This is a genomic window from Nostoc sp. DedQUE09 (assembly GCF_034530915.1).
GTDB lineage: Bacteria > Cyanobacteriota > Cyanobacteriia > Cyanobacteriales > Nostocaceae > Nostoc.
Genome location: NZ_JAVRCE010000061.1, coordinates 1 through 21,120 on the forward strand (window position 1 = coordinate 1; position 21,120 = coordinate 21,120).

Consider the following 21,120-nt stretch of genomic DNA (forward strand, 5'->3'; position numbering starts at 1 on the left):
TTGCTATAACCCTTGATTTTTAAAGCTCTTTGGGGAATGAAACAGCCCTGCCCTTTCCAAGGGGGGAAACAGGAATCTAGTTCCCTCCCCTTTGCAAGGGGAGGGTTAGGGTGGGGTAAAACCCTGGTTAATCAGCTATTTCAGACTTGTGTGTACACCGTAGCCTTGGTAAGGGGAGAGGAGACGAAGCGCAGCTTTGGCGAGGTGGGGTTCTTCGGGTTTAATAAGTAATCAAGTGGACATAATATTAGTTCTGAATTCGACAATTCTGACTCCTGAATTCTGCTGTATTATCAGTCAATTAATTCCATCAATTCTTTTGTTTTCAAATCAGCTGCTACAGGTTGAGAACATGCAATCTGAGGAGAGATAGAGCAAATCGCCTCTGTGGTTGTTTCAAAACAATTTGATAACCCAATTGTTTTTAACAATCCTGTACGTTCTAGTAGTTGTTGGACTTCGGGTTGTAAACCTGTGAGAATTAAGCGGCAATTGTGCCGTTCTAAGTCGTGATAAATATCCTCTAAGGCTACTAACCCAGTTGTGTCCATATTTGGCACAAACCGCAACCGGAGAATTAAATATTTCACTTCCGGTTCATCGCGGAGGAAGGTAGCAAATCGTTCAGCAGCACCAAAAAATACGGGGCCATCTACCCGATAAACGGCAATTTCCTTACCTAATTCCAAAGGAGTACCGGGGGGAAATACTTCGGTTTCAGGTATTTTAGCTAGGCTCAATTCGCTCATGCGTTTGATGAACAAGGCTCCGGCTGCAATCAATCCCACTTCGACAGCGAGAACTAAGTCAAACAAGATTGTCACTAGCCAAGTGAGAATCATCACCGCAAAGTCAGAGTAGGTAGCACGCATCAATAAACCAATGGCTTCCCACTCAACCATCCGCACACTAACTACCATCAGAATCCCAGCAAGTGCTGCTAAAGGAATCTGCGCTGCTAGGGGTGCTAAAGTTAAAACAATAATGGCTAAAGCAACGCCGTGAATTACCCCAGACAGTCGGGTTTTGCCGCCAGAACGGACATTAACAGCAGTCCGAGCGATCGCACCAGTGGCAGGAATACCACCAAAAAATGGCACAATCATATTAGCCAAACCTTGACCAATTAATTCGCGATCGCTATTATGTTTCTCGCTAACAGTCATGCCATCAGCCACTACCGCCGATAACAAAGATTCAATACTTCCCAGTGCAGCTAAAGCCAAAGCTGGGTTAATTAGTTCTCGAATCAGGCTAAAATCATTCCAGTGCGGAATACCTTGAGGCATCGGTAAAGATTGAGGAATCGTGCCAATTGTTGGTACATTCAAATGGAAAGCAGAAGCGATCGCAGTTGCTAACACCAGTCCCACTAAAGAACCTGGTATTGTCGTATTGATTCTCGGCCATAAAAGATTAGTTGCGATCACCACAACAGCTAAGGCAACTGCTGCCCAATTTAGAGCTTCTACATGAGTTAGACTTTGCCAAAGTCCGGGCAAAAAATGTTCGCTACGTGGTAATTTTAAACCAAAGAAATTATTTAACTGACCACAGAAAATAATCACGGCAATACCATTAGTAAAACCTGCCGTTACTGGATAGGGAATAAACTTTACTAATTGTCCAAGTTTGGCAACCCCCAAGGCAATCTGGATAATTCCAGCCATCACCCCAGCAATCCAAACTTTCTCAAGTCCGTACTTGGCGACAATTCCCACCAAAACCACAGCCATTGCACCTGTTGGCCCTGTAATCTGTACTGAGGAACCACCAAAAATTGCCGCGACAATTCCCGCCACAATCGCGGTGTAAAGTCCCGCCTTTGGTTCTACACCACTGGCCACTGCAAAGGCTAAAGCTAAAGGCAATGCCACCACTGCTGCTGTTAGCCCTCCCGTCAAATCGCCACGCAGTCCACCAAACAAGTTACCCAGCCGCAAAAGCTGTGGTTCTTTGAGGATATTAGATGTTGCCATATCGTCATTTTCAACTCTTATACACAATTTGCTGAAGCACACACAAATGTTATTCCATCTTTTCAGTAGATTTCATCAGGGTTGTTGATAATTTCCTGATTGCGTATGGGTTTTGGTTCAAGTTAGCCTATTTGCTGATTAATAAAAGCGCAGGCTTGCTTGACATAATCGATAGAGTGTGTATATAGTGTGCGATCGCTACAGAGTTCCTTAGCAGGACTACTGCTGGTTGGTTTGATAGCTTTGCGTGTTTTGGTGAACATGGAGAAGTAACGCACAGCAGCAGCTAGCGTCAATGCAGTCCAAAAATTTGATGTTTTTAAGCAAATAAACCTATTTTTAGTATTAACTTTATAATTTATATGAGTACAAATTTGGTAAATACTAATGTTGCAATCGATTGAATGAGTGTATAAAAACGGTAATAGACAACTTTCAGAATTACCATCTGATGTGTCAGAAAGCCGTGTTATTATAACTTTTTTAGAATCAGAAAAATCTCCAATCCAAAAGCAGATAATGCGGTTTGGTATGTTTTCTGGGAATAAACAATCAACAGAAAACGATTTTAAAATTACTGATTTTCATGGAGATACCGAAGACGGCTTAGACTGGTCGTAGGTAATTATGAAGTACGTGATTGATACTCATGCTCTCATCTGATTTCTTGAAGGAAATTCGCGATTAGGTGCGAATGCCAATGCTATTTTTTCTAATCCTGATTCCCAGTTAGTTATACCAGCTACAACATTAGCCGAAGCTGTTTGGATTGTTGAGAGAGGAAGAACATCTATTCCTTTTGCTAAGAATTTACTTTCAGTAGTTGAAGCCGATCCGCGTGTGGTAATTTATCCACTTGACAAAGATGTAATTAAAATAACTATGAGCTTATCTGCTATTAATGAAATGCACGATAGGCAAATTACTGCGACTGCACTAGTTTTAGCAAGTAAAGGTAATGAAGTACAACTATTAACCTGTGATTCAAATATAACTGCATCAGGATTAGTTTCGATTATTTGGTAATGAGTGTGTAAAATCGTTATATTTTTAAACGCAAAGGGACGCAGACTAACCCAGAGCTTTGCTTAAGTTATTTTGCTACGAATTAATGAAACATTGTACTGAGACTTTTCTGAGGTAGCATTAAAAGGAAAAGTCAAGGCTTAAGTAATTTTTACGAGGACGCAATAGTATTAATTAGTATACTCTCTGGGTAATCAGGCTACTCAGATAAACTTATGGGACTGTACGACCAAAATCAATCATCACAGGATGCGCTACGAAAGTTACGCGAAGGAGTAAGCCACTCCAGAGTAGCCCAAGAAATTGCTCAACGAGACTATGCAAAAGCTCAAGCCGAAGCTGATAAATGGGAACAAGAATATCAACTTGCTGCGCGAGGAAGTAATCAGGATTTAATTAGTCAAGCAAAATTCCAAAAGGAACGATATCAAGCAATTACTGGTAGGCTAAAAACCTTGGTAGAGGAGCAACAACTACAAGTAAATGCAATTCAAAGTAGTTTGGCATCTTGGGAGAAAAAAGTTTCAGAAGCAGAGAAAGAAGTATTATGCAGCAAGCCTCAAATAAATGGTACTATTAGCGATTTTGAGCCTAAAAAAAATAAATTTTTAGAGATAGAACCTTATACACAAGAGGTTTCACACGTATTCATGAATTCTGAAGATGTTGATGAGGAATTACAGCGACTTAAGAAAGAAATGTTGCTGCCACATAAACCTCAAAATATTGCTATAGATAAAAAAGATAGTAAAGTAATTTTATTAGAAGCTATTGGTGAAACAAAAGAAGCAATACAAAGTGCTATCTTGAATCAAGAATGCATTCAAGAGATTTATGAAAAAGCTCAAGAAGAAGCTAAATATTGGAAGGATAAAGCTTGTATAGCTCTTAAAAATCATGATGATAATCTAGCCCTTGAAGCCATACTCAGTAAAATAGTTCACAGTAAAATTGTGCTTACTCTTCAAACTCAGCTTCAGCAGCACGAAGCAACAATAATTCTACTTGGAAAAAACCTGATTGCCCTAGAAAATTTCAAGAAAACATTAGGCAATGACACAGAATTCTAAAACAGGCGCAGCATTCATTGCAGGCGGAACCCTAGCAGGTGCTGGTGTTTCCGCAACGGTAGGCGGGATGGGACTAGCAGGCGGATTTGGCGCTGTTGGAATTGGTACAACTCCTGTAGTGGCTGCTGGCGCTGTGGCTGGTGCAGCTGCTTATGGCGCTTTTAAAGCCATAGCACAAGGAGATGCTGTTGCGATCGCTACAATGGGAATTGGTGCAGTCGGCGGTGCTGGTGTTTATAGCGTCGTCGGTGGTATGGGTTTAGTCGCACCGAAAGTAGGGCTGGCATTTGGTATTGGTGCAGTACCGATGGCAGGAATTGGTGCAGTAGTCGGACTCGCCGCCTATGGTATTGCCAAACTGTTAGACGAATCTGGAATTAGCGAAACTCCAGCACAGCTTTTTGAGCGGATGGAAGAGAAAGTTTTGCAGATGGGCTACTATTCCGAAGCAGTGATGGAATTAGAAGCATTTTTATCTGGTGACGATCTCAACCAAAAATTTACTGTTTTGGAAGTTGAAGATGAGTTACAAGCACTTAAGGCTGAATTTAAGAAAAAATCAGAATTTGCTATGCCTAAACCTTCTACTTCCAATATTGAACCAGAAAAAATATTTCCGACAACCCAGCTACCTGAAACTTGGAGATGTGTACGCACACTCAAGAGTCACTTAGCGGCAGTTAATGCGATCGCAATCAGTCCTGATGATACTACCTTAATCAGTGGCAGTGATGACAGACAAGTTAATTTGTGGAACTTGAAAACCGGAAAATGGCTTTATACATTCTCTGGACAAGCAGAAGCAGTTTTATCTGTTGCTATCAGCCCTGATGGACAGCAGATTGCAAGTGGTAGTGTCGATTGCAAAATCAGCAGTTGGCAGATAGACACAAAAAAATTTCTCCAGACATTCTTTTATTTAAATTCTCCCTATAGTCATAATGGCTTTGTTAACTCGGTAGCATATAGTCCTGATGGGGCAATTATTGTTAGTGGTAGCGCTGATAAAACGATTAGAATTTGGGGACGCTACACGGGAACAGTAAAACGCACATTGAATGGACACTCAGACGCAGTTTTATCTGTCACCATCAGTTCCGATGGTAAAATCCTTGCCAGTGGTAGCGCCGATAAAACTATTAGGCTTTGGGATGTCAAAACTTGGGAACAACGCTATATTCTCACTAAACATTTGGGTGCTGTGAATACAGTTGTTATTAGTCATAACAGTCAAACTCTTATTAGTGGTAGCACAGACACCACAATTAAACTGTGGAATCTCCAAACTGGAGAATTACTTTCCACTTTGACTGGACACTCAACGGCGGTTTTGTCTGTTGCCATCAGCCCCGATGGAAAAACCCTGGCCAGTGCCAGCCGAGACGGTACAATCAAACTTTGGAACCTCCACACTGGGGAATTACTACAAAATCTTTCTGGGTGTCATCCCGTTGCTTTTAGCCCTGATGGTAAAACGCTGGTAAGTGGTGCTAATGGCGGAAGCATCAAGATTTGGAGTCAATTTACTCTCGATGGATTATCGGGGGAATGGTGGGAAGTCTTGGGCGTAAATCAGAGCGATCGCCCCAATGTTGTTAAACTTGCCTACCGTCGATTAGCAAGATTGTATCATCCTGATGTTAATAGTTCTACAATTGCAAAAGCCTCAATGCAAGCAATTAATCGAGCTTATAAAGAATTCCAGCAGCAGGTAATATGAGATTAGCAGTTTATCGATGCTAGTCAAAATATGAATAATATCTGAGGAAATAGTGTTATGTTTCAACATCTAGTAGAAGCGATAAATTTTGAAGAATTTGTCGAATGGAAACCGGAGAACGGGAGGTATGAATTACATAAAGGAGCAATAGTTGAAATGCAGCCGACAGGGGAACATGAGTTAGTCAGAGCATTTCTAATTAGAGAACTCAATTTTGAGATTCGGAGGTTTAATCTAGCTTATTCAATTCCTGCTCAAGCATTAATCAAATCTGTTGATAAAAAATCTGGTTATATTCCAGATGTGCTGGTATTGAATATCCCTAACTTAATTAATGAACCACTTTGGAAAAAATCATCAACAGTTACTCAAGCCGCATCAATTCCATTGGTAGTAGAAGTTGTGAGTACAAATTGGCGAGATGATTATTTTCTCAAATTCGCGGAATATGAAGAAATTGGGATTCCAGAATATTGGATTGTTGACTATGCTGCTCTTGGTGGAAAACGGTTTATTGGCAATCCCAAGCAACCGACAATATCAGTTTATACATTAGTGGAAGGCGAGTACCAAGTAACTCAGTTTCGTGGTAATGAGCAAATTCAATCACCAACTTTAATAGAGCTAAATCTAACTGCTGAACAAGTGTTTAAGGCTGCTTCGGGAGAACAGTAATGAACATTGCTTTGCTAAATACTGAGTACTTCTGTACTGAGTATATTCTCTGCACTTATGGGCGGTATTTCGACTTAGCACTCTTGATTATTTTTGACGCGCTTCCATAAACATCCCGTATCATGTGTCAACAGAGTAAGATATTTAACCCTTGAGAAGTATTGACATATTAAAAAATTTGAAAATTAATCTTGCATATTCTGAAAAAACATTATAAATTATTAGATAATAGGGGAATAACCTGACTTGTTAGTGTCAAAAACTAATACTGCTCAAGTAAATACACTGCAACCAGTTTGAACTTCACACAAAGCCTAAACAGCGCTGAAGATATGTTTTTGTTTGGTAAAGCAAAGATTTTGGACAGACAAGGGAACAATAAATAATCTAAAAATATATCTTATGTAACTGTTTTTAGGAGTCATGTTACTAATTGCGGTGGAGAGCAACAATTAGAATTCACCAAAATAGTAATAGATTACAAGCAATTAACTAACAATAAATTTGCCTAAATGTTAGCAAAATTATTGTTGGTTGATTATTTTTTTGACAAATTATTTTTGCTATTCAAAGAATCGTTTTTGTTATGCTGATGAATAGCAAAAGTAATAAATGAAGACACATCTACCACAAATTCACAATCCTTATGGAGTTATTTTGGCAATGTACCTAAACGAATTGGAAACTACTGAGAATTTAAAAGAAGTGGAAGAAGCATGGCTAGCGCTAGAAAAATCAATTCTCTATTATCAAGGTCGCCCTGTTGGGACAGTAGCCGCTTATGATGCTTCTGTAGAAGCGCTCAATTACGATCAGTGCTTTATCCGAGATTTTGTCTCTTCAGCTCTAATTTTTCTGATCAAAGGTAGAAGCGATATTGTTCGTAATTTCTTAGAAGAAACCTTAAAGTTACAACCTAAAGAAAAGGCATTAGATGCCTATAAGCCAGGACGAGGATTAATACCAGCTAGCTTTAAAGTAGTATCAGATAATGGACAAGAATATTTAGAAGCAGACTTTGGTGAACATGCGATCGCTAGAGTTACGCCTGTAGATTCTTGCTTATGGTGGATTATTTTATTGCGCGCTTATGTAGTCTCCACAAAAGATTTTTCTCTCGCCTATCAACCTGAATTCCAAAATGGTATCAGGTTAATCATGGAAATCTGCTTGGCGAATCGTTTTGATATGTACCCAACGCTATTAGTTCCAGATGGCGCTTGTATGATTGACCGTCGTATGGGCATTTATGGGCATCCTTTAGAATTGCAAGTCCTCTTTTACACGGCATTACGTGCATCTCGTGAACTGCTAATTTGTCAAGGTAATTCTGATATTGTTGAAGCCATTGATAACCGTTTACCTCTTTTATGCGCTCATATTCGCCAGCATTATTGGATAGATATTAATCGTCTAAATGCAATTTATCGCTTCAAAAGTGAAGAATATGGCAAGGCTGCTGTTAATCTATTCAACATATATGTAGATTCTGTTCCTTATTATGAATTGGACAAGTGGCTACCAAAAAAAGGTGGTTATCTAGCAGGTAATGTTGGCCCATCGCAGCTAGATACTCGCTTCTTTTCACTCGGAAACTTAATGGCAATCATTTCCGACTTAGCCACAGAAGAACAGTCACAAGCGATTATGACTCTCATTGAAGAACGCTGGGATGATTTAGTGGGAGATATGCCAATGAAAATTTGTTTCCCAGCTTTGGAACATGAAGAATACAGAATTGTAACCGGATGTGACCCCAAAAATATACCTTGGTCGTATCATAATGCTGGTAGTTGGCCAGTTTTAATGTGGATGTTGGCGGGGGCGGCTGTAAAAACTAATAGAACAAATCTTGCACAAAAGGCGATTGAAGTTGCCCAAGGACGCCTCAGTACAGATGAATGGCCAGAGTATTACGATGGGAAAAAAGGGCGATTGATTGGGAAACAAGCTAGGAAATATCAAACTTGGACAATCACTGGGTTCTTATTAGCAAAAGAACTGATGGCAAACCACACATATTTACCATTAATCAGCTTTGGAAAATTACCAGCAGAACAGGTTTCTAGAGCGTGTGAGTTTGAAATTGCCAGTGTAGACCCCTATATGTCTTGATAGGTGAATTAGGAGTAGAGACACGATTAATCGCGTCTGTACAGGAGTTGGGAGTTAGAATACAAAAGCCTCCTGACTCCTGAATCGTGTTTTCATGACCAACCCCCGTCAATTAGCTTTTATCGCCCTGCGAGATGTTCATAAGGGGGCTTATGCTGATGTTGCCCTAGATAGAGTACTGCAAAAAGTTAATTTGCCTGATAACGATCGCCGCTTAGTGACAGAATTGGTCTATGGGAGCGTCAGAAGGCAGCGCACCCTCGATACTCTCATCGATCAATTCGCCAAAAAGAAATCTCATCAACAACCACAAGACCTCCGCACTATCTTACATCTGGGCTTCTACCAACTGCGTTATCAAGAGCGTATTCCCGCCTCGGCTGCTGTTAATACCACAGTCCAACTCGCTAAAGAAAACGGTTTTGCTGGACTCACGGGTTTTGTTAACGGTCTATTACGCCAGTATTTAAGACAAGCAGAGGGGCAGGGGGGCAGAGGGGCAGAGGAGAAAGATTCTTTGTTACTTCCCCAGTCCCCAGTTACCTATTTTGATGCGTTAGAACTTCCAGAAAACCCTGTGGAACGCTTGGGCATTTTACACAGTTTTCCTGACTGGATTATTCAAGTTTGGTTGGAACAATTGGGTTTGAACGACACAGAACAACTGTGTGAATGGATGAACCAATCACCCACAATCGATTTACGCATCAACCCACTTCGCACTTCCATCGAGGAAGTTGAGGCGGCTTTGCAATCTGCTGGTGTTTTGGTGAGACGGATTCCTCATTTACCCCAAGCTTTACGATTTATTAGTAATACTGGCTCAATTCAAAAACTACCGGGTTTCAAAGAAGGTTGGTGGACTGTACAAGATGCTAGCGCTCAATTGGTAGGTCATTTGCTCGACCCCCAACCAGGTGAGGTAGTTATTGATGCCTGTGCTGCACCAGGGGGGAAAACAACCCACATCGCTGAATTAATGGCAGATAAAGGGAAAATTTGGGCTTGCGATCGCACTGCTTCTCGTCTTCGCAAACTTCAAGAAAATTCTCAACGGCTAAATTTACAATCTATTCAAATTTATACTGGCGACAGTCGCCACTTTGCCCAATTTCAAAACACCGCAGACCGTGTATTACTTGATGCTCCATGTTCTGGTTTGGGAACTATGCACCGTCATGCTGATGCGCGTTGGCGACAGACACCAGAATCTGTCCAAGAACTTTCGGTGTTGCAACGAGAATTGTTGACACATACCTCAACTTTTGTCAAACCTGGTGGTGTACTAGTTTATGCCACCTGTACATTGCATCCGGCAGAAAATGAAGAAGTAATTTCGGCGTTTTTAGCTGATTCACCTCAGTGGCAAATTGAGTCTCCTATTGGCGTTGAGTTACCTGATTCTACCGATAGTACACCTCAAGGTTGGTTTAAACTTTGGCCCCATCGACAGGACATGGATGGTTTTTTTATGGTGCGCTTAAGAAAAACCAATAATTCCGAGTGAATACTGTTTGGGATTGTACGATTTGGTGGAGGCCTGAATCTACCAGAGGAGGCAGCAATGGTTTCCCCTTCCAATGTAAAAAACTTAGTTAAAATCCTGATTGGAGCAGCCTGGATCGATGGCAGAATCCAGCCAGAAGAACGGCAATATCTCCGCGAAATAGCTCAAGCTAAAGGTTTAGCTAACGACCCAGAAATTAAGCCTTGGCTGTACGAATTAGTTCCTGTGCAGCCAAAAGAATGCTACGACTGGGTGCGGGAGTATCTAGGCGATCGCCCCAGTCTTGAAGATTGCGAAAATCTGATTGAAGCCATCAGTGGCTTAATTTATAGCGATGGTGAAGTTGCCGTCGAAGAAGCCAGACTCCTGACCCAATTACAGGATATAGCGAAGCCGAATGAGTCAACTCAACCAGCTCCTACTGCGCTTCTCAAACAAATTCAAAAGCTTTACCGCCGTTGGGTTGAAGTCCAAAACTAACATGGAATTATAAGTTTCTCCAAGAGAAGGCGGTGAATTATCTCATATCATGTCCGTTAAATTATTTATTAAACCTCAAGAATCCCACCCCGCCAAAGCTATGCTTTGTCTCCCTGCCCCTAATCCCCAGAGGGGGCCCCGAGTTCCCCGCTCTTCGGTAGGGGCTGGGGGTGGGGTGCAATGACTGTGGAAATCATAACTAATTATACGGACATGATATCACTGCCTTTTTGTGTTTCTTTGTCCCCATAATCCACGATAAATCAAGACGCGATAAATCGCGTCTCTACATGAGGGTTTTGGGGTTATCTGAACTGTATTGGCTTAAATACACGTTTTTGAAGATGCTAGTTTTAGACATTCTTTAAGAAACTGCTGGGGAATTTCTCTACTTTCTCCCCAATGCAGATGAACATAAGAAGCATGAACATTTGCAGGTAAACCCCATCCTTCGCATCCCATATTTTCTTCACAATCGTAGCGAGAAGTTTCAAATAGGGGCTGAGTGGGAGTTAAGGTTAAATGGGAACGATGAAACTCATGTCCGTAAACAGTTGTATTTGCCTTAACTAACAAATTATCTTGCAAAGCTACAGCACGACGATAGCCCAAAGTTAAACGTCCACCCATGACAGCAGATGTTGGTATAACTCCCGCCATCAACCAAGATTTACCCTCAAAATCGATAATTTGCTCGCACAAATACATCAATCCTCCGCATTCGGCAACTGTAGGCATTCCTTGAAGTATTGCCGTTTTTACTGCATCACGAACGCTAGAATTTTCTGCGAGTTGCTGGGCAAAAACTTCCGGGAAACCACCGCCAAAATACATTCCCTGGATATCTTTTGGTATACCAGCATCTTCCAAGGGACTCCAGAAAACCAATTCTGCACCAAGTTGTTGCAGCAAATCGAGATTGTCTTGGTAATAAAAATTAAAAGCGCGATCGCGGGCTACTGCAATCCTAACTGGGAATGAGGGAAATAAAGAGGATGAAGCAGAAAAAGAAAGGGGTTCTGATTTTAACAAAGGTAATAAGTGTTGCCAGTCGAAACAAGTATCTCCTAAATCGGCGAGACGAGCGATTAAAGCATTGAGTTCGGGAAGTTCGGCTGTGGGTACTAAACCCAAATGGCGATCGGGAATTGTAATATTATCTTGACGGCGCATTACGCCGAGAATGGGTAACTGTAAAGGTTCTAGGGAATCTTTGAGCAGAGAGAGATGGCGATCGCTCCCGACGCGATTTAATACTACCCCAGCTATTTTAATTCGGGGATCAAAAGATCGATAGCCGTGAGCGATCGCAGCTACAGAACCAGATAAACGACTGCAATCAATCACCAACACCACAGGTAAATCTAAAAGCCGTGCGATGTGTGCTGTACTCGCAAAATCAGTTGGACATTGGATATTATTCTTCTCCTCTGCTCCCCTGCTCCCCCGGTTACTGAGCGTAGTCGAAGTATGCCCCTCTGCTCCCCTGCTCTTCCTACTCCCCTTCACTCCATCAAACAACCCCATCACCCCTTCTACTAGGGCATATTCACTCAATTGGCTATGATGGGCAAAACATTGCTGAACGTAGGCTTCGGAAGTCAATACGGGGTCTAAATTGCGACAAGCACGACCAGTTACGTGTTGATGAAACATCGGATCAATGTAGTCGGGGCCTACCTTAAAAGATTGCACCAAGCGATCGCGACGGCGTAAAGATGCTAATAGGGTGAGTGTGACTGTTGTCTTACCCACCCCACTACGTTCCCCGGCAATGACTAAAGCCATAAATGAAACAAATTAGGTTTTTATGCAGCAACTATTTCGATTCTTGGCTGTGTGTCTATCGTTACTTTTTGCAAAAGCAGATGCACCAGTTTCTCCAACCGACTAACTCAAACTTATACCAATTAGAAACAAGAAAACCAGCCAATTAGGGGAGTTGGGCTGAAAAAGTCTAATAGTATAGTTGGAAATTAGCCGAGAGTCAGATAGCAATAAGCTACCAAAAAAGGAAAGTTTTATGATAGTTGTGCATCATCTTAACAACTCGCGATCGCAGCGGGTGCTGTGGCTGCTTGAAGAATTAGGTATCGAATACGAGATCAAATTCTATGAACGCGATGCCAAGACGATGATGGCACCGGAGTCGCTACGCCAAGTTCATCCCCTCGGCAAGTCACCAGTAATTACAGATGCAGACTTGGCGATCGCTGAGTCGGGTGCAATTATTGAATACCTAATCGATCGCTACGGTAATGGTCAGCTAGTCCCAGCATCCGGTACGCCAGAGCATCTGCGCTACAAGTATTGGCTGCATTACGCCGAAGGCTCGGCAATGCTACCACTGGTAATGCAGGTGATATTAAACAATTTTGGGGCAGGGGACAGCAGCGTAGTTAGCGGATTTGTCGCGCCCCAGATTAAACTTCACTTTGACTATATAGAAGACGAACTCCGTAAAAATACGTGGTTTGTAGGCAATGAATTTACCGCCGCCGATATCCAAATGAGCTTTCCCCTAGAAATAGTCGCTGCGCTCCCCGAAGAGGTCAACAACCGACCAAAGCTCAAAGAATTTGTCGAGCGCATTCATGGACGACCTGCTTACAAACGCGCCCTGGAGCGTGGAGGTAAATACGAGGTATCCTTTCAATAGACTTTTTGCATAAATCGAAACCTCACCCTAAATCCCTCTCTTAAGCAAGGCTACGGTGTACACAAAAATCTTCTAAAGCTGTCCCACGTCTTGACCTGTAATGCCAATGCATCGACCTGTTATGTTAATACATCGACTCGTTATGTTAATACATCGACTCGTTATGTTAATACATCGACCTGTTATGTTAATACATCGACTCGTTATGTTAATACATCGACTCGTTATGTTAATACATCGACCTGCTATGTTAATGCATCGACCCGCTATGTTAATACATCGACCTGCTATGTTAACGTGAGTTCGATGAACCTCTCCCTCCCAGCCTCCCTCTAGGAAACGGAAAGGGAGGAGGAACGAAAAATTCAGCTTTTTGCTCCCCTCTCCGTGTCGGAGAGGGGTTGGGGGAGAGGTCAAATAAGACTTGTCGAACTCACGTTGATTTAACACCAAGTAAAATAGAAAAACCCTCCAGATTATTGAAATATCCAAAAATCTGAAGAGTTTGTGTTTGATTTTCGCAATTTTGGTAACTTTTATTGTTTCCAGGCAAAACTAACTATTTGTTTCCAATTTGAAAATATTTGCTGTCACTCCCAGACTTTCTTCAAAAAGTGACTCACGACCCCAGCGTTGTACCTGCTGACTCAGCAATGCTTCCGCCTTTTGTTCCGAAAGTGAAGTCACCTGTTGAAATAGACCAGCAGATTGAGCGCCGCCATGGGTTTCCATCCGCATACAACCACCAGTTTCCGAGCAAATTACTGTACCACAGTCTGCCTTCGGATTGGTTGAACTGAGGCGCAAAGCAATCAAGTCGCCAGCAATCTCACCCACATCAGCAAGGGGAACACCCGCTAATTCGGTTTCTACTTGCCGTTGGTCTTGAGCAATAAAGTTAATGCGAGTGATGTCATAATCTCCGGTTTCCTTTTGATAGGAAACTGGCTGCCATCCTAAACGACTTGCCAACCAACTCAAAAACAGCAATGCTTGCGCGGGGTTGCCTTTTTCGTAATCAATAGTTACTCGGTCAACTTCCCGAAGGGCAGCCCGACGATGAGGTGAGTCGTAAGCTTCAGCTGTCAATTCTTGCCATGCTGAGAGGCGACGCCAGTTGAGGTCAGCCAGGGGAACACCACTTTCCACCAATTCTTGGAGACGGAGTAAGTCACTTTCTGGCTCGTTAAAGCGGCAAGAATCAACAATCACATTATTGCAGACAGCTGCCAACCGCTTGAATAGACTGTTATTGGGGTCTGGCGTTGCTTTCCACCAGAGAAACTTTGGTAAGCCACCAATCAACAATGCTGGAATCATACCACCGATGCGTTCTAAGGCAGCAGCAGTTCCACTGAGAGTGATGTATTCGCAGCAAATTAGCGTACTTGATGATTGCTTTTGAATCGGGCAATAGGCAGAAACTTGAGCTTTCACCCCTTCATCTTCGCCAGTAATGGGAAATAGCGCAATGATCCGGCAGGGATTGCGGAGGGCGATTTCATCAGCAATTCTGGGGCTTGGGGCATTTAAGCTGGGAAGTTCAATAGAACCATTGTCTCCCGCAGCGCCGTTTCCTTGACGTTTGATGAATTCTTCTCTCAAGATAGCCAGAGTTTCAGGTGTTGCTGTTCCAGTATCTGGCAGTGCATATTTTCTCTGCACTTGCCGCAAGGCAGCTACCATCTGAGGGCCTAAAATCCCATCAAGCGGGCCGTTGTAAAATCCTAAAGTAGCCAAAAGATATTGGGTTTCTTCGGGTTCGTAAACCACTAAGGTAAATGTCGTGGCGCGAGTGGCAGCAGGAAGCCCACCGTCCTCGCCAGTAATGCCGTAACTTTGCCAAATTTGATTAAGTTCCGCTTCTATTTCGTTAAGCGAAATATCTTTTGGCGCCTGAAGTGAATAAATTGTAGAAGCTTGGGGAGCCATAGTAGTTTTGAGTTGTCAGCTTTGTTTGTTGAATAAGTTAGGAGTTAGGAGTTAGGAGTTTGGAGTTTGGAGTTTAGAGTTTGGAGTTTGGAGTTAGAATAACTGAAATTCTTAACTCAAAAACTCATAATTTATAACTCATCACTCCTAACTCTTAACTCCTAACTTTCTAAAGTCTGCGCCAGCGACGGCCATCCTGGTTAATTAAGAATTCTGCTTCTGTTGGTTCCCAGGTTCCAGCTTCATATTGGGGAATGGTATTGGCGTCGGCGGGTGCATCCCAAACGGAAAGGGCTGGCGTTACTACCTGCCAAGCGGCTTCTACTTCGTCCGCGCGGGTGAATAATGTTTGATCGCCCATCATACAATCAAGGAATAAGCGATCGTAGGCATCAGATGTGGCTTGGATGCCAAAGGAACCATAACTAAAGTCCATGTCAACGGAACGAGTACGGAATTCTGCCCCCGGCATTTTCACATCAAAACGCAGGGAAATACCTTCATTTGGCTGAATCCGCATCGTCAAAATATTGGCGTTTGTCTGTTGGGCGGCAGATTGGAACATCCGAGATGGAACTTCACGGAAGTGAATGGCAATCTCACTGACTTTTTTCGGCATCCGCTTCCCGGTACGCAAGTAGAAAGGAACACCTTTCCAGCGCCAGTTATCTACCAAAAACTTCATGGCGACGTAGGTTGGTGTAGTGGAGTTGGGAGCAACGCCTGGTTCTGTCCGATACCCTGGCACTTCTTGGCCCTTCATCCAGCCAGCACTATACTGACCGCGTACTGCTGACCGCGACAGATTGTGAACATCAGCTAAACGAGTAGCTTGGAGTACCTTCACTTTTTCTGTGCGGATGCTGTCGGCATCCATTGCGTTGGGTGCTTCCATTGCCGTTAGACAGTAAAGTTGCATTAAGTGGTTTTGCAACATATCGCGTAGGGCACCGGCGCTTTCATAGTAACCAGCCCGGTCTTCCACTCCCACGGTTTCTGCTACGGTAATTTGCACGTGGTCAACAAATTGACGATTCCACAACGGCTCAAAAATCGCATTGGCAAAGCGAAACACCAGCAAATTCTGGACTGTTTCTTTACCCAAGTAGTGGTCAATGCGGTATACTTGGTTTTCTTTACAAAATTTCTGTACCACTTGGTTAAGACTCTGGGCAGAAGCCAAGTCTCGACCAAAGGGTTTTTCAATTACTAGACGATGTTTGTAGGGATCTTCTAGCATCCCGGCGGTTCCTAGCTGCTTAATCGCTTCAGGGAAGAATGAGGGGGCAACCGAGAGGTAGAACATGCGATTACCTCGCGTGCCCCGTTTTTCGTCTAATTCACTCAATAAGTTTTTCAGTTTTTGGTAGCCTTCGGGGTTGTCTATATCCCCAGGGCTATAGAACAAACCTTGAGAGAAATCTTGCCAGAGTTCCCCTAAATCGACATCGGCATGTGCCTCTTCCATGCCCTTTTGCATTTGTTCGCGGAAGTACTCATGGCTCCATTCTCGCCGTGCCACACCGACAATGGTCGTTTCTGGGGGAATACGCCGTTCTCGCCGCAATTTGTAAAGTGCTGGCACTAGTTTGCGCCAAGTGAGATCGCCAGAAGCGCCAAAAATGACTATAATCTGGGGTTCGGGCATCCCTTGTTGTTGCAGACCAACGCGTAAGGGATTTTCTAGCAGACTAACCATAGGAATTTTGGATTTTAGATTTGGTACTAGGATTGGGGAAAGGGAAAGGGGGAAAGGGGAAGGGGGAAAGGGGAAGAACTATACCTTTACCCTTTACCCTTTAACCTTTTTCCCTCTTCTGTTCCCTACACTGGTGACAATACCTTGATCTTGTCTTCTAAAGAGTTCATCAAGGACTGGAAGGGCTGGATAAACTTGTCAATACCATCGACTAACAGTTCATCCATGACGTTATCGAGATCGATGTTGATGTCGGGATCTTTGAGGTTTTCGATCAGCGTGTAAGCATTATCTAAATCTGTTTCTAAGCGATCGCCTACGTTACAATGATCGGCACAAGCTTTAATGGTCGCTGGTGGTACGGTGTTGACGGTATCATGGCCGATCAACTCTTCGATATACATCACGTCTCTGTAGTTGGGGTCTTTGGTGCTGGTGCTAGCCCAAAGTAGCCGTTGTTGTGTAGCTCCTTTTGCTGCCAATTCTTGCCAACGCTCGCTTCTAATGATTTTCTTGTATTCTTGATACGCAATCTTAGCGTTAGCGATCGCTACTTTTCCTTTAACAGCTCTTAGCTTTGCTTCCACGGAAATATCATCAACGCCTTTTTTCAACTTAGCATCAATCTTGCCGTCAATGTTGCTATCGATCCGGCTGAGGAAGAAGCTAGCGACTGAAGCAATTTTACTGATGTCCTTACCTTCAGCCACCCGTTTTTCTAAGCCCCGAATATAAGCCATTGCCGTGTTTACATAGCTTTCTACAGAAAACAGCAGCGTAATATTAACATTCATCCCTTCGGCTATTACCTGTTCTACTGCTGGCAAACCAGGTTCTGTACCGGGAATTTTAATCATCAGATTTTCCCGACCAATTTCTTGGAAATAGCGGCGGGCTTCGGTTATGGTTGCTTCAGTATCATGGGCAATGGTTGGCGGTACTTCAATACTCACATAACCATCTAGTCCATTCGAGGCTTCATAAACAGGGCGTAAAATATCACAGGCATTACGGATATCTGCAAAAACTAGGGATTCGTAAATTTTGTCTATGGGTAAGTTAGCCCGAACTCCGGCTTCGATATCGGCATCATAAATAACGTTACCAGCGATCGCTTTTTCAAAGATCGCTGGGTTAGAAGTAATCCCAGAGATTCCTTGATTTTCAACCATGTCTTTGAGTTCACCTGATTGAATAATGTCACGGGTCAAATTATCCATCCAGATACTTTGACCGTATTGGTTAATTTCTAGTAGATGATTGGTAGACATAGCTCTAATTTGTTTCACTCCTGTATAGTGATGATTCTAAGTAAGTTGGCAAAACCCATCAAAATTTGATGCTTACTTTTGAATTGTGGCGTTGCCAATCACTTATTGCATCGGCCAGCTGAGATAATCTTTAATACATCTTCAAGAAGTGCGATTCTGCATTCCCAATCCTAAATCACCATGATTAACTTTTAATTAATGCCAGATGTTAGACGCATCCTTGATCCTTTTATTACCGTCTTCAAGTGCAGTATGTCAAAAATAACTATCCAGTTGAAAAAGTTTAAAAAGCTTTATTTACAAGCTTTATTTTCTTCTCAATTGTGCCTTTTTACACTAATACAGTGCGGCGTAAATCAAGCTACCATTGAAAAACTTGTAAAAGCCTTGACATCCAAAACTTTTGACTTTTGACACTTCGACTCCGTTTAGCGTTAACTTTTGATTTTCGTCTTGCGTATTAGTGTCCGTTTTGAATAAAAGACTCCACCTTTGCTACATCCTCTTTGCTACCAATAATTAAAGGCGTGCGCTGATGCAGTTTTTTCGGGACTATATCCAAGATATTTACCAGTCCTGTAGTAGCACGGCCACCTGCTTGCTCAATCAAAAAGGCGAGAGGAGCCGTTTCATAAAGCAAGCGTAATTTTCCTTCTGGATTTTGAATTGTGCCTGGGTAGAGAAACACACCGCCTTGAACCAAAATTCTATGGATGTCACTCACCATTGCGCCGCTATAACGAGCGCTGTAGCCTTCTGTGCGATGAACGTAGCGGATATATTCTCGAATTGATTCTTCCCACTGCCAGAAGTTACCTTCGTTCACACTGTAAACAGACCCGTGGTTAGGAATGCGAATATTTTCTTCTGTGAGAATAAATTCTCCTAAGCTGGGATCGAGGACAAAAGAATGAACGCCCTTACCTATAGTATAAACCAGCATTGTGCAGGGCCCATACAGGATGTATCCGGCAGCAAGTTGCTTACGTCCGTTGGCCAGAAGGTCAGTTGCCTTGCCATCACTATCAGTTCCTTCTTGTTGGCGAATGGCGAAAATGGAACCTAAGCTGAGATTATTATCAGTGTTGGATGAGCCATCAATTGGGTCATACAGCAGGGTATAGCGCCCAATGGGGCAATTTTCGGGAATGTAGTAAGGATTTTCCATTTCCTCAGAAGCGAGGCGACAGACTAAGCCGCTTTGCTTAAACACTGAGATAAATACATCATTGGCATAGACATCCATCTTTTTGACGGATTCGCCTTGGACATTAACTTGCCCAGTAAATCCAAGAACGCCTTCCATTAAACCAGCGCGACTCATGCGACGAGCAACCAGTTTCCCGGCCAGAGCGATGCGATTCATCAGCGCACTTAAATCCTGTGCATCTGGCGAAAAACTCTGAAGTTGTTGGAGGACGTGACGGGATAAGGTTGTACAGTCACGATCTAAGGCTCTGTCTGTAGCATCGTAGGCAGATAAGTCTAAAGATTCCGGCGCTTTAGTCATTTTTATGTTCTCCGCAGCCACTAGCTGTTAATTGGGTTTTAGTCATCTATAGCAACTTATAGTTGCTGCTTCTATCTTAGAAAGGTAATTTGATAACTTAGATGCGGCTTTAGATAAACTAAAGAAATGAATCTTTGCTAACCCCTGCATCCAGAACCTAGCCAATACTTATCGGTTAAGGGGAAAAGGGGAAAGAAAAAACCTTTAACCTTTACCCTTTAACCTTTTCCCCAAACCCAATGCCGAGTTGAAAATGCACAAAGCGAGCAGTATTGCAAGGCAAGCAATCTCCCTGGTTAACTAAGATACTTTTGGTTGCTGCCATAGGATGAGTTTCAATTCAGAGCAGTAGTAAGCCTCATCACTGATTTGGTGTTCGTGGTCAGCTATCCAATCATAAATTTGTGTTGCTTTTGCTAATGCTACTTTTTCTGAACGATAAAGCTGAGGAGTAGGGCAGTAAGCTTGGCCATTGATGTGTATAGCTGCAATCTGCCAATAATCGCTCTCTGGTACAACTTCTAAAAACCCGTTACTGTAAGACTGGATTATTCCTATATTCATCTACAACCATCAAACTTTTTAACATTGGCCACAACAAAGCCGATACCAGCCAATTCAAGCGAGTCAAAGCTGGAATCACCAGGGAATGCGATCGCAACCCCTGCTAATGATTTTGGGTTCGTAGTCAATGGAAATCTGAATTATTGGTCACTTTTTTAGCTTGATTCCGTTATTGGCAAGAATAATGGCACAAGGGACTGGTCGGCGCGGCTACATTGGGATTGCCCAAACTCAGAGTGTAGCTGGATAGATGATAATCTGTAGAGCGAACCAGCAATTCGCAGTACTCACTCAAAATAACCTAACAAAAGGAGTAAATTTATGATGTCTCGTTTGCTAACAGCATTCCGGCAGCGATTCTTGCGGAGTATCGCTTTTGCAATACTTTTAACTTTAATTAGTAGTTTAATACTTCCTGGGCCTAGTTGGGCTGCTTCTAGCTTGGGAGTTGATAATGGTCATCTTAGTTCTTGTCCGGCTTCAGACAACTGTGTTGTCAGTCAAAACGCAGATGAAAAACACGCCATCGACCCGATTCCTTATCATGTAGACCGCAATGCAGCTAGAGAAATCTTACTAAAAGTTATCGGTGTTGTTCCCCGTACAGAAATTGTAGAACAAACCGATAATTACATTCACGCTCTTTCTAAAAGCCGCATCTTCAAATTTGTTGATGATGTAGAATTTTATTTACCTCCTAATGAGTCAGTAATTCATCTGCGCTCGGCATCTCGCGTGGGAGAGTCGGATCTCGGTGTCAACCGCAGACGAGTCGAGCAAATTCGTTTGGCTCTACGCGATTTAAACATTTAATATCGCTACTTCTTCTCATTTAACTGAATAGAGGTGCGATCGCAATACCATTTAAAAATTTATACTTAGTGGTGAAATGTCCGACTATCTGCAATGATTG

Annotated in this window: 19 protein-coding genes; 10 read left to right on the forward strand and 9 right to left on the reverse strand. The window is 42.7% G+C overall.

Annotated elements, in window-relative coordinates; translation table 11 throughout:
* Positions 1 to 293 precede the first annotated feature (293 nt).
* Entirely contained in the window at positions 294 to 1,979 is a 1,686-nt protein-coding gene (locus RMY27_RS27920) for a SulP family inorganic anion transporter (RefSeq protein WP_322668107.1), read from the reverse strand.
* A gap of 122 nt (positions 1,980 to 2,101) precedes the next feature.
* Complete coding sequence (locus RMY27_RS27925) at positions 2,102 to 2,275, reverse strand: hypothetical protein (protein WP_322668108.1); 174 nt, start codon at positions 2,273 to 2,275, stop codon at positions 2,102 to 2,104.
* Positions 2,276 to 2,432: 157 nt separating this feature from the next.
* Here RMY27_RS27925 and RMY27_RS27930 point away from each other — a divergent pair, with 157 nt between their 5' ends.
* The 8 genes from RMY27_RS27930 (at position 2,433) to RMY27_RS27965 (ending at position 10,572) form a co-directional block, all read left to right on the forward strand.
* Positions 2,433 to 2,600, forward strand: a complete 168-nt coding sequence (locus RMY27_RS27930; RefSeq protein WP_322668109.1) for a hypothetical protein — start codon at positions 2,433 to 2,435, stop codon at positions 2,598 to 2,600.
* Positions 2,601 to 2,861: 261 nt separating this feature from the next.
* Positions 2,862 to 3,005: a hypothetical protein gene (locus tag RMY27_RS27935; RefSeq protein ID WP_322668110.1), complete on the forward strand. Its 144-nt coding sequence runs from the start codon at positions 2,862 to 2,864 to the stop codon at positions 3,003 to 3,005.
* 215 nt (positions 3,006 to 3,220) lie between these two features.
* Positions 3,221 to 4,075, forward strand: coding sequence for a hypothetical protein (locus RMY27_RS27940; RefSeq protein ID WP_322668111.1), 855 nt, complete (start codon positions 3,221 to 3,223; stop codon positions 4,073 to 4,075).
* Positions 4,059 to 5,795, forward strand: coding sequence for a DnaJ domain-containing protein (locus tag RMY27_RS27945; RefSeq protein WP_322668112.1), 1,737 nt, complete (start codon positions 4,059 to 4,061; stop codon positions 5,793 to 5,795). Before RMY27_RS27940 ends, RMY27_RS27945 begins: the two co-directional genes overlap by 17 nt.
* A gap of 57 nt (positions 5,796 to 5,852) precedes the next feature.
* Positions 5,853 to 6,470, forward strand: a complete 618-nt coding sequence (locus RMY27_RS27950; protein ID WP_322668113.1) for a Uma2 family endonuclease — start codon at positions 5,853 to 5,855, stop codon at positions 6,468 to 6,470.
* A 663-nt stretch (positions 6,471 to 7,133) separates the two neighbouring features.
* A complete protein-coding gene (locus RMY27_RS27955; RefSeq protein WP_322668138.1) occupies positions 7,134 to 8,585 on the forward strand; it encodes a glycoside hydrolase 100 family protein in 1,452 nt (483 codons plus the stop codon).
* Positions 8,586 to 8,679: 94 nt separating this feature from the next.
* Entirely contained in the window at positions 8,680 to 10,092 is a 1,413-nt protein-coding gene (locus tag RMY27_RS27960) for a 16S rRNA (cytosine(967)-C(5))-methyltransferase (RefSeq protein WP_322668114.1), read from the forward strand.
* Positions 10,093 to 10,149: 57 nt separating this feature from the next.
* Positions 10,150 to 10,572, forward strand: a complete 423-nt coding sequence (locus RMY27_RS27965; protein WP_322668115.1) for a TerB family tellurite resistance protein — start codon at positions 10,150 to 10,152, stop codon at positions 10,570 to 10,572.
* 324 nt (positions 10,573 to 10,896) lie between these two features.
* On the opposite strand, the gene RMY27_RS27970 is transcribed toward RMY27_RS27965, so the two are convergent.
* Positions 10,897 to 12,360 carry a cobyrinate a,c-diamide synthase gene (locus RMY27_RS27970; RefSeq protein ID WP_322668116.1) on the reverse strand — a complete coding sequence of 488 codons (1,464 nt, stop codon included), beginning with the start codon at positions 12,358 to 12,360 and terminating at the stop codon, positions 10,897 to 10,899.
* Positions 12,361 to 12,595: 235 nt separating this feature from the next.
* Between RMY27_RS27970 and RMY27_RS27975 the strand changes: the two genes are divergently transcribed.
* Positions 12,596 to 13,231 (forward strand): glutathione S-transferase, encoded by a 636-nt coding sequence (locus RMY27_RS27975; RefSeq protein ID WP_322668117.1) that lies wholly within the window; start codon positions 12,596 to 12,598, stop codon positions 13,229 to 13,231.
* Positions 13,232 to 13,786: 555 nt separating this feature from the next.
* On the opposite strand, the gene opcA is transcribed toward RMY27_RS27975, so the two are convergent.
* The 6 genes from opcA to RMY27_RS28005 all read right to left on the reverse strand — a co-directional run bounded on the left by opcA (position 13,787) and on the right by RMY27_RS28005 (position 20,335).
* A complete protein-coding gene (gene opcA, locus RMY27_RS27980) occupies positions 13,787 to 15,163 on the reverse strand; it encodes a glucose-6-phosphate dehydrogenase assembly protein OpcA (protein WP_322668118.1) in 1,377 nt (458 codons plus the stop codon).
* 169 nt (positions 15,164 to 15,332) lie between these two features.
* The gene (zwf, locus tag RMY27_RS27985; protein WP_322668119.1) at positions 15,333 to 16,862 is read right to left on the reverse strand and encodes a glucose-6-phosphate dehydrogenase; all 1,530 of its coding nucleotides are present in this window, start codon (positions 16,860 to 16,862) and stop codon (positions 15,333 to 15,335) included.
* Between the two features lie 125 nt (positions 16,863 to 16,987).
* Complete coding sequence (gene tal / locus RMY27_RS27990) at positions 16,988 to 18,133, reverse strand: transaldolase (RefSeq protein ID WP_322668120.1); 1,146 nt, start codon at positions 18,131 to 18,133, stop codon at positions 16,988 to 16,990.
* Between the two features lie 460 nt (positions 18,134 to 18,593).
* Entirely contained in the window at positions 18,594 to 19,643 is a 1,050-nt protein-coding gene (fbp, locus tag RMY27_RS27995) for a class 1 fructose-bisphosphatase (protein ID WP_322668121.1), read from the reverse strand.
* Positions 19,644 to 19,943: 300 nt separating this feature from the next.
* Complete coding sequence (locus RMY27_RS28000; protein ID WP_194043027.1) at positions 19,944 to 20,207, reverse strand: hypothetical protein; 264 nt, start codon at positions 20,205 to 20,207, stop codon at positions 19,944 to 19,946.
* On the reverse strand, positions 20,204 to 20,335 hold the full coding sequence (locus RMY27_RS28005) for a hypothetical protein (protein ID WP_322668122.1): 132 nt from the start codon (positions 20,333 to 20,335) through the stop codon (positions 20,204 to 20,206). Before RMY27_RS28005 ends, RMY27_RS28000 begins: the two co-directional genes overlap by 4 nt.
* A 196-nt stretch (positions 20,336 to 20,531) precedes the next feature.
* Here RMY27_RS28005 and RMY27_RS28010 point away from each other — a divergent pair, with 196 nt between their 5' ends.
* Entirely contained in the window at positions 20,532 to 21,020 is a 489-nt protein-coding gene (locus tag RMY27_RS28010) for a DUF1499 domain-containing protein (RefSeq protein ID WP_322668139.1), read from the forward strand.
* Positions 21,021 to 21,120 lie beyond the last annotated feature (100 nt).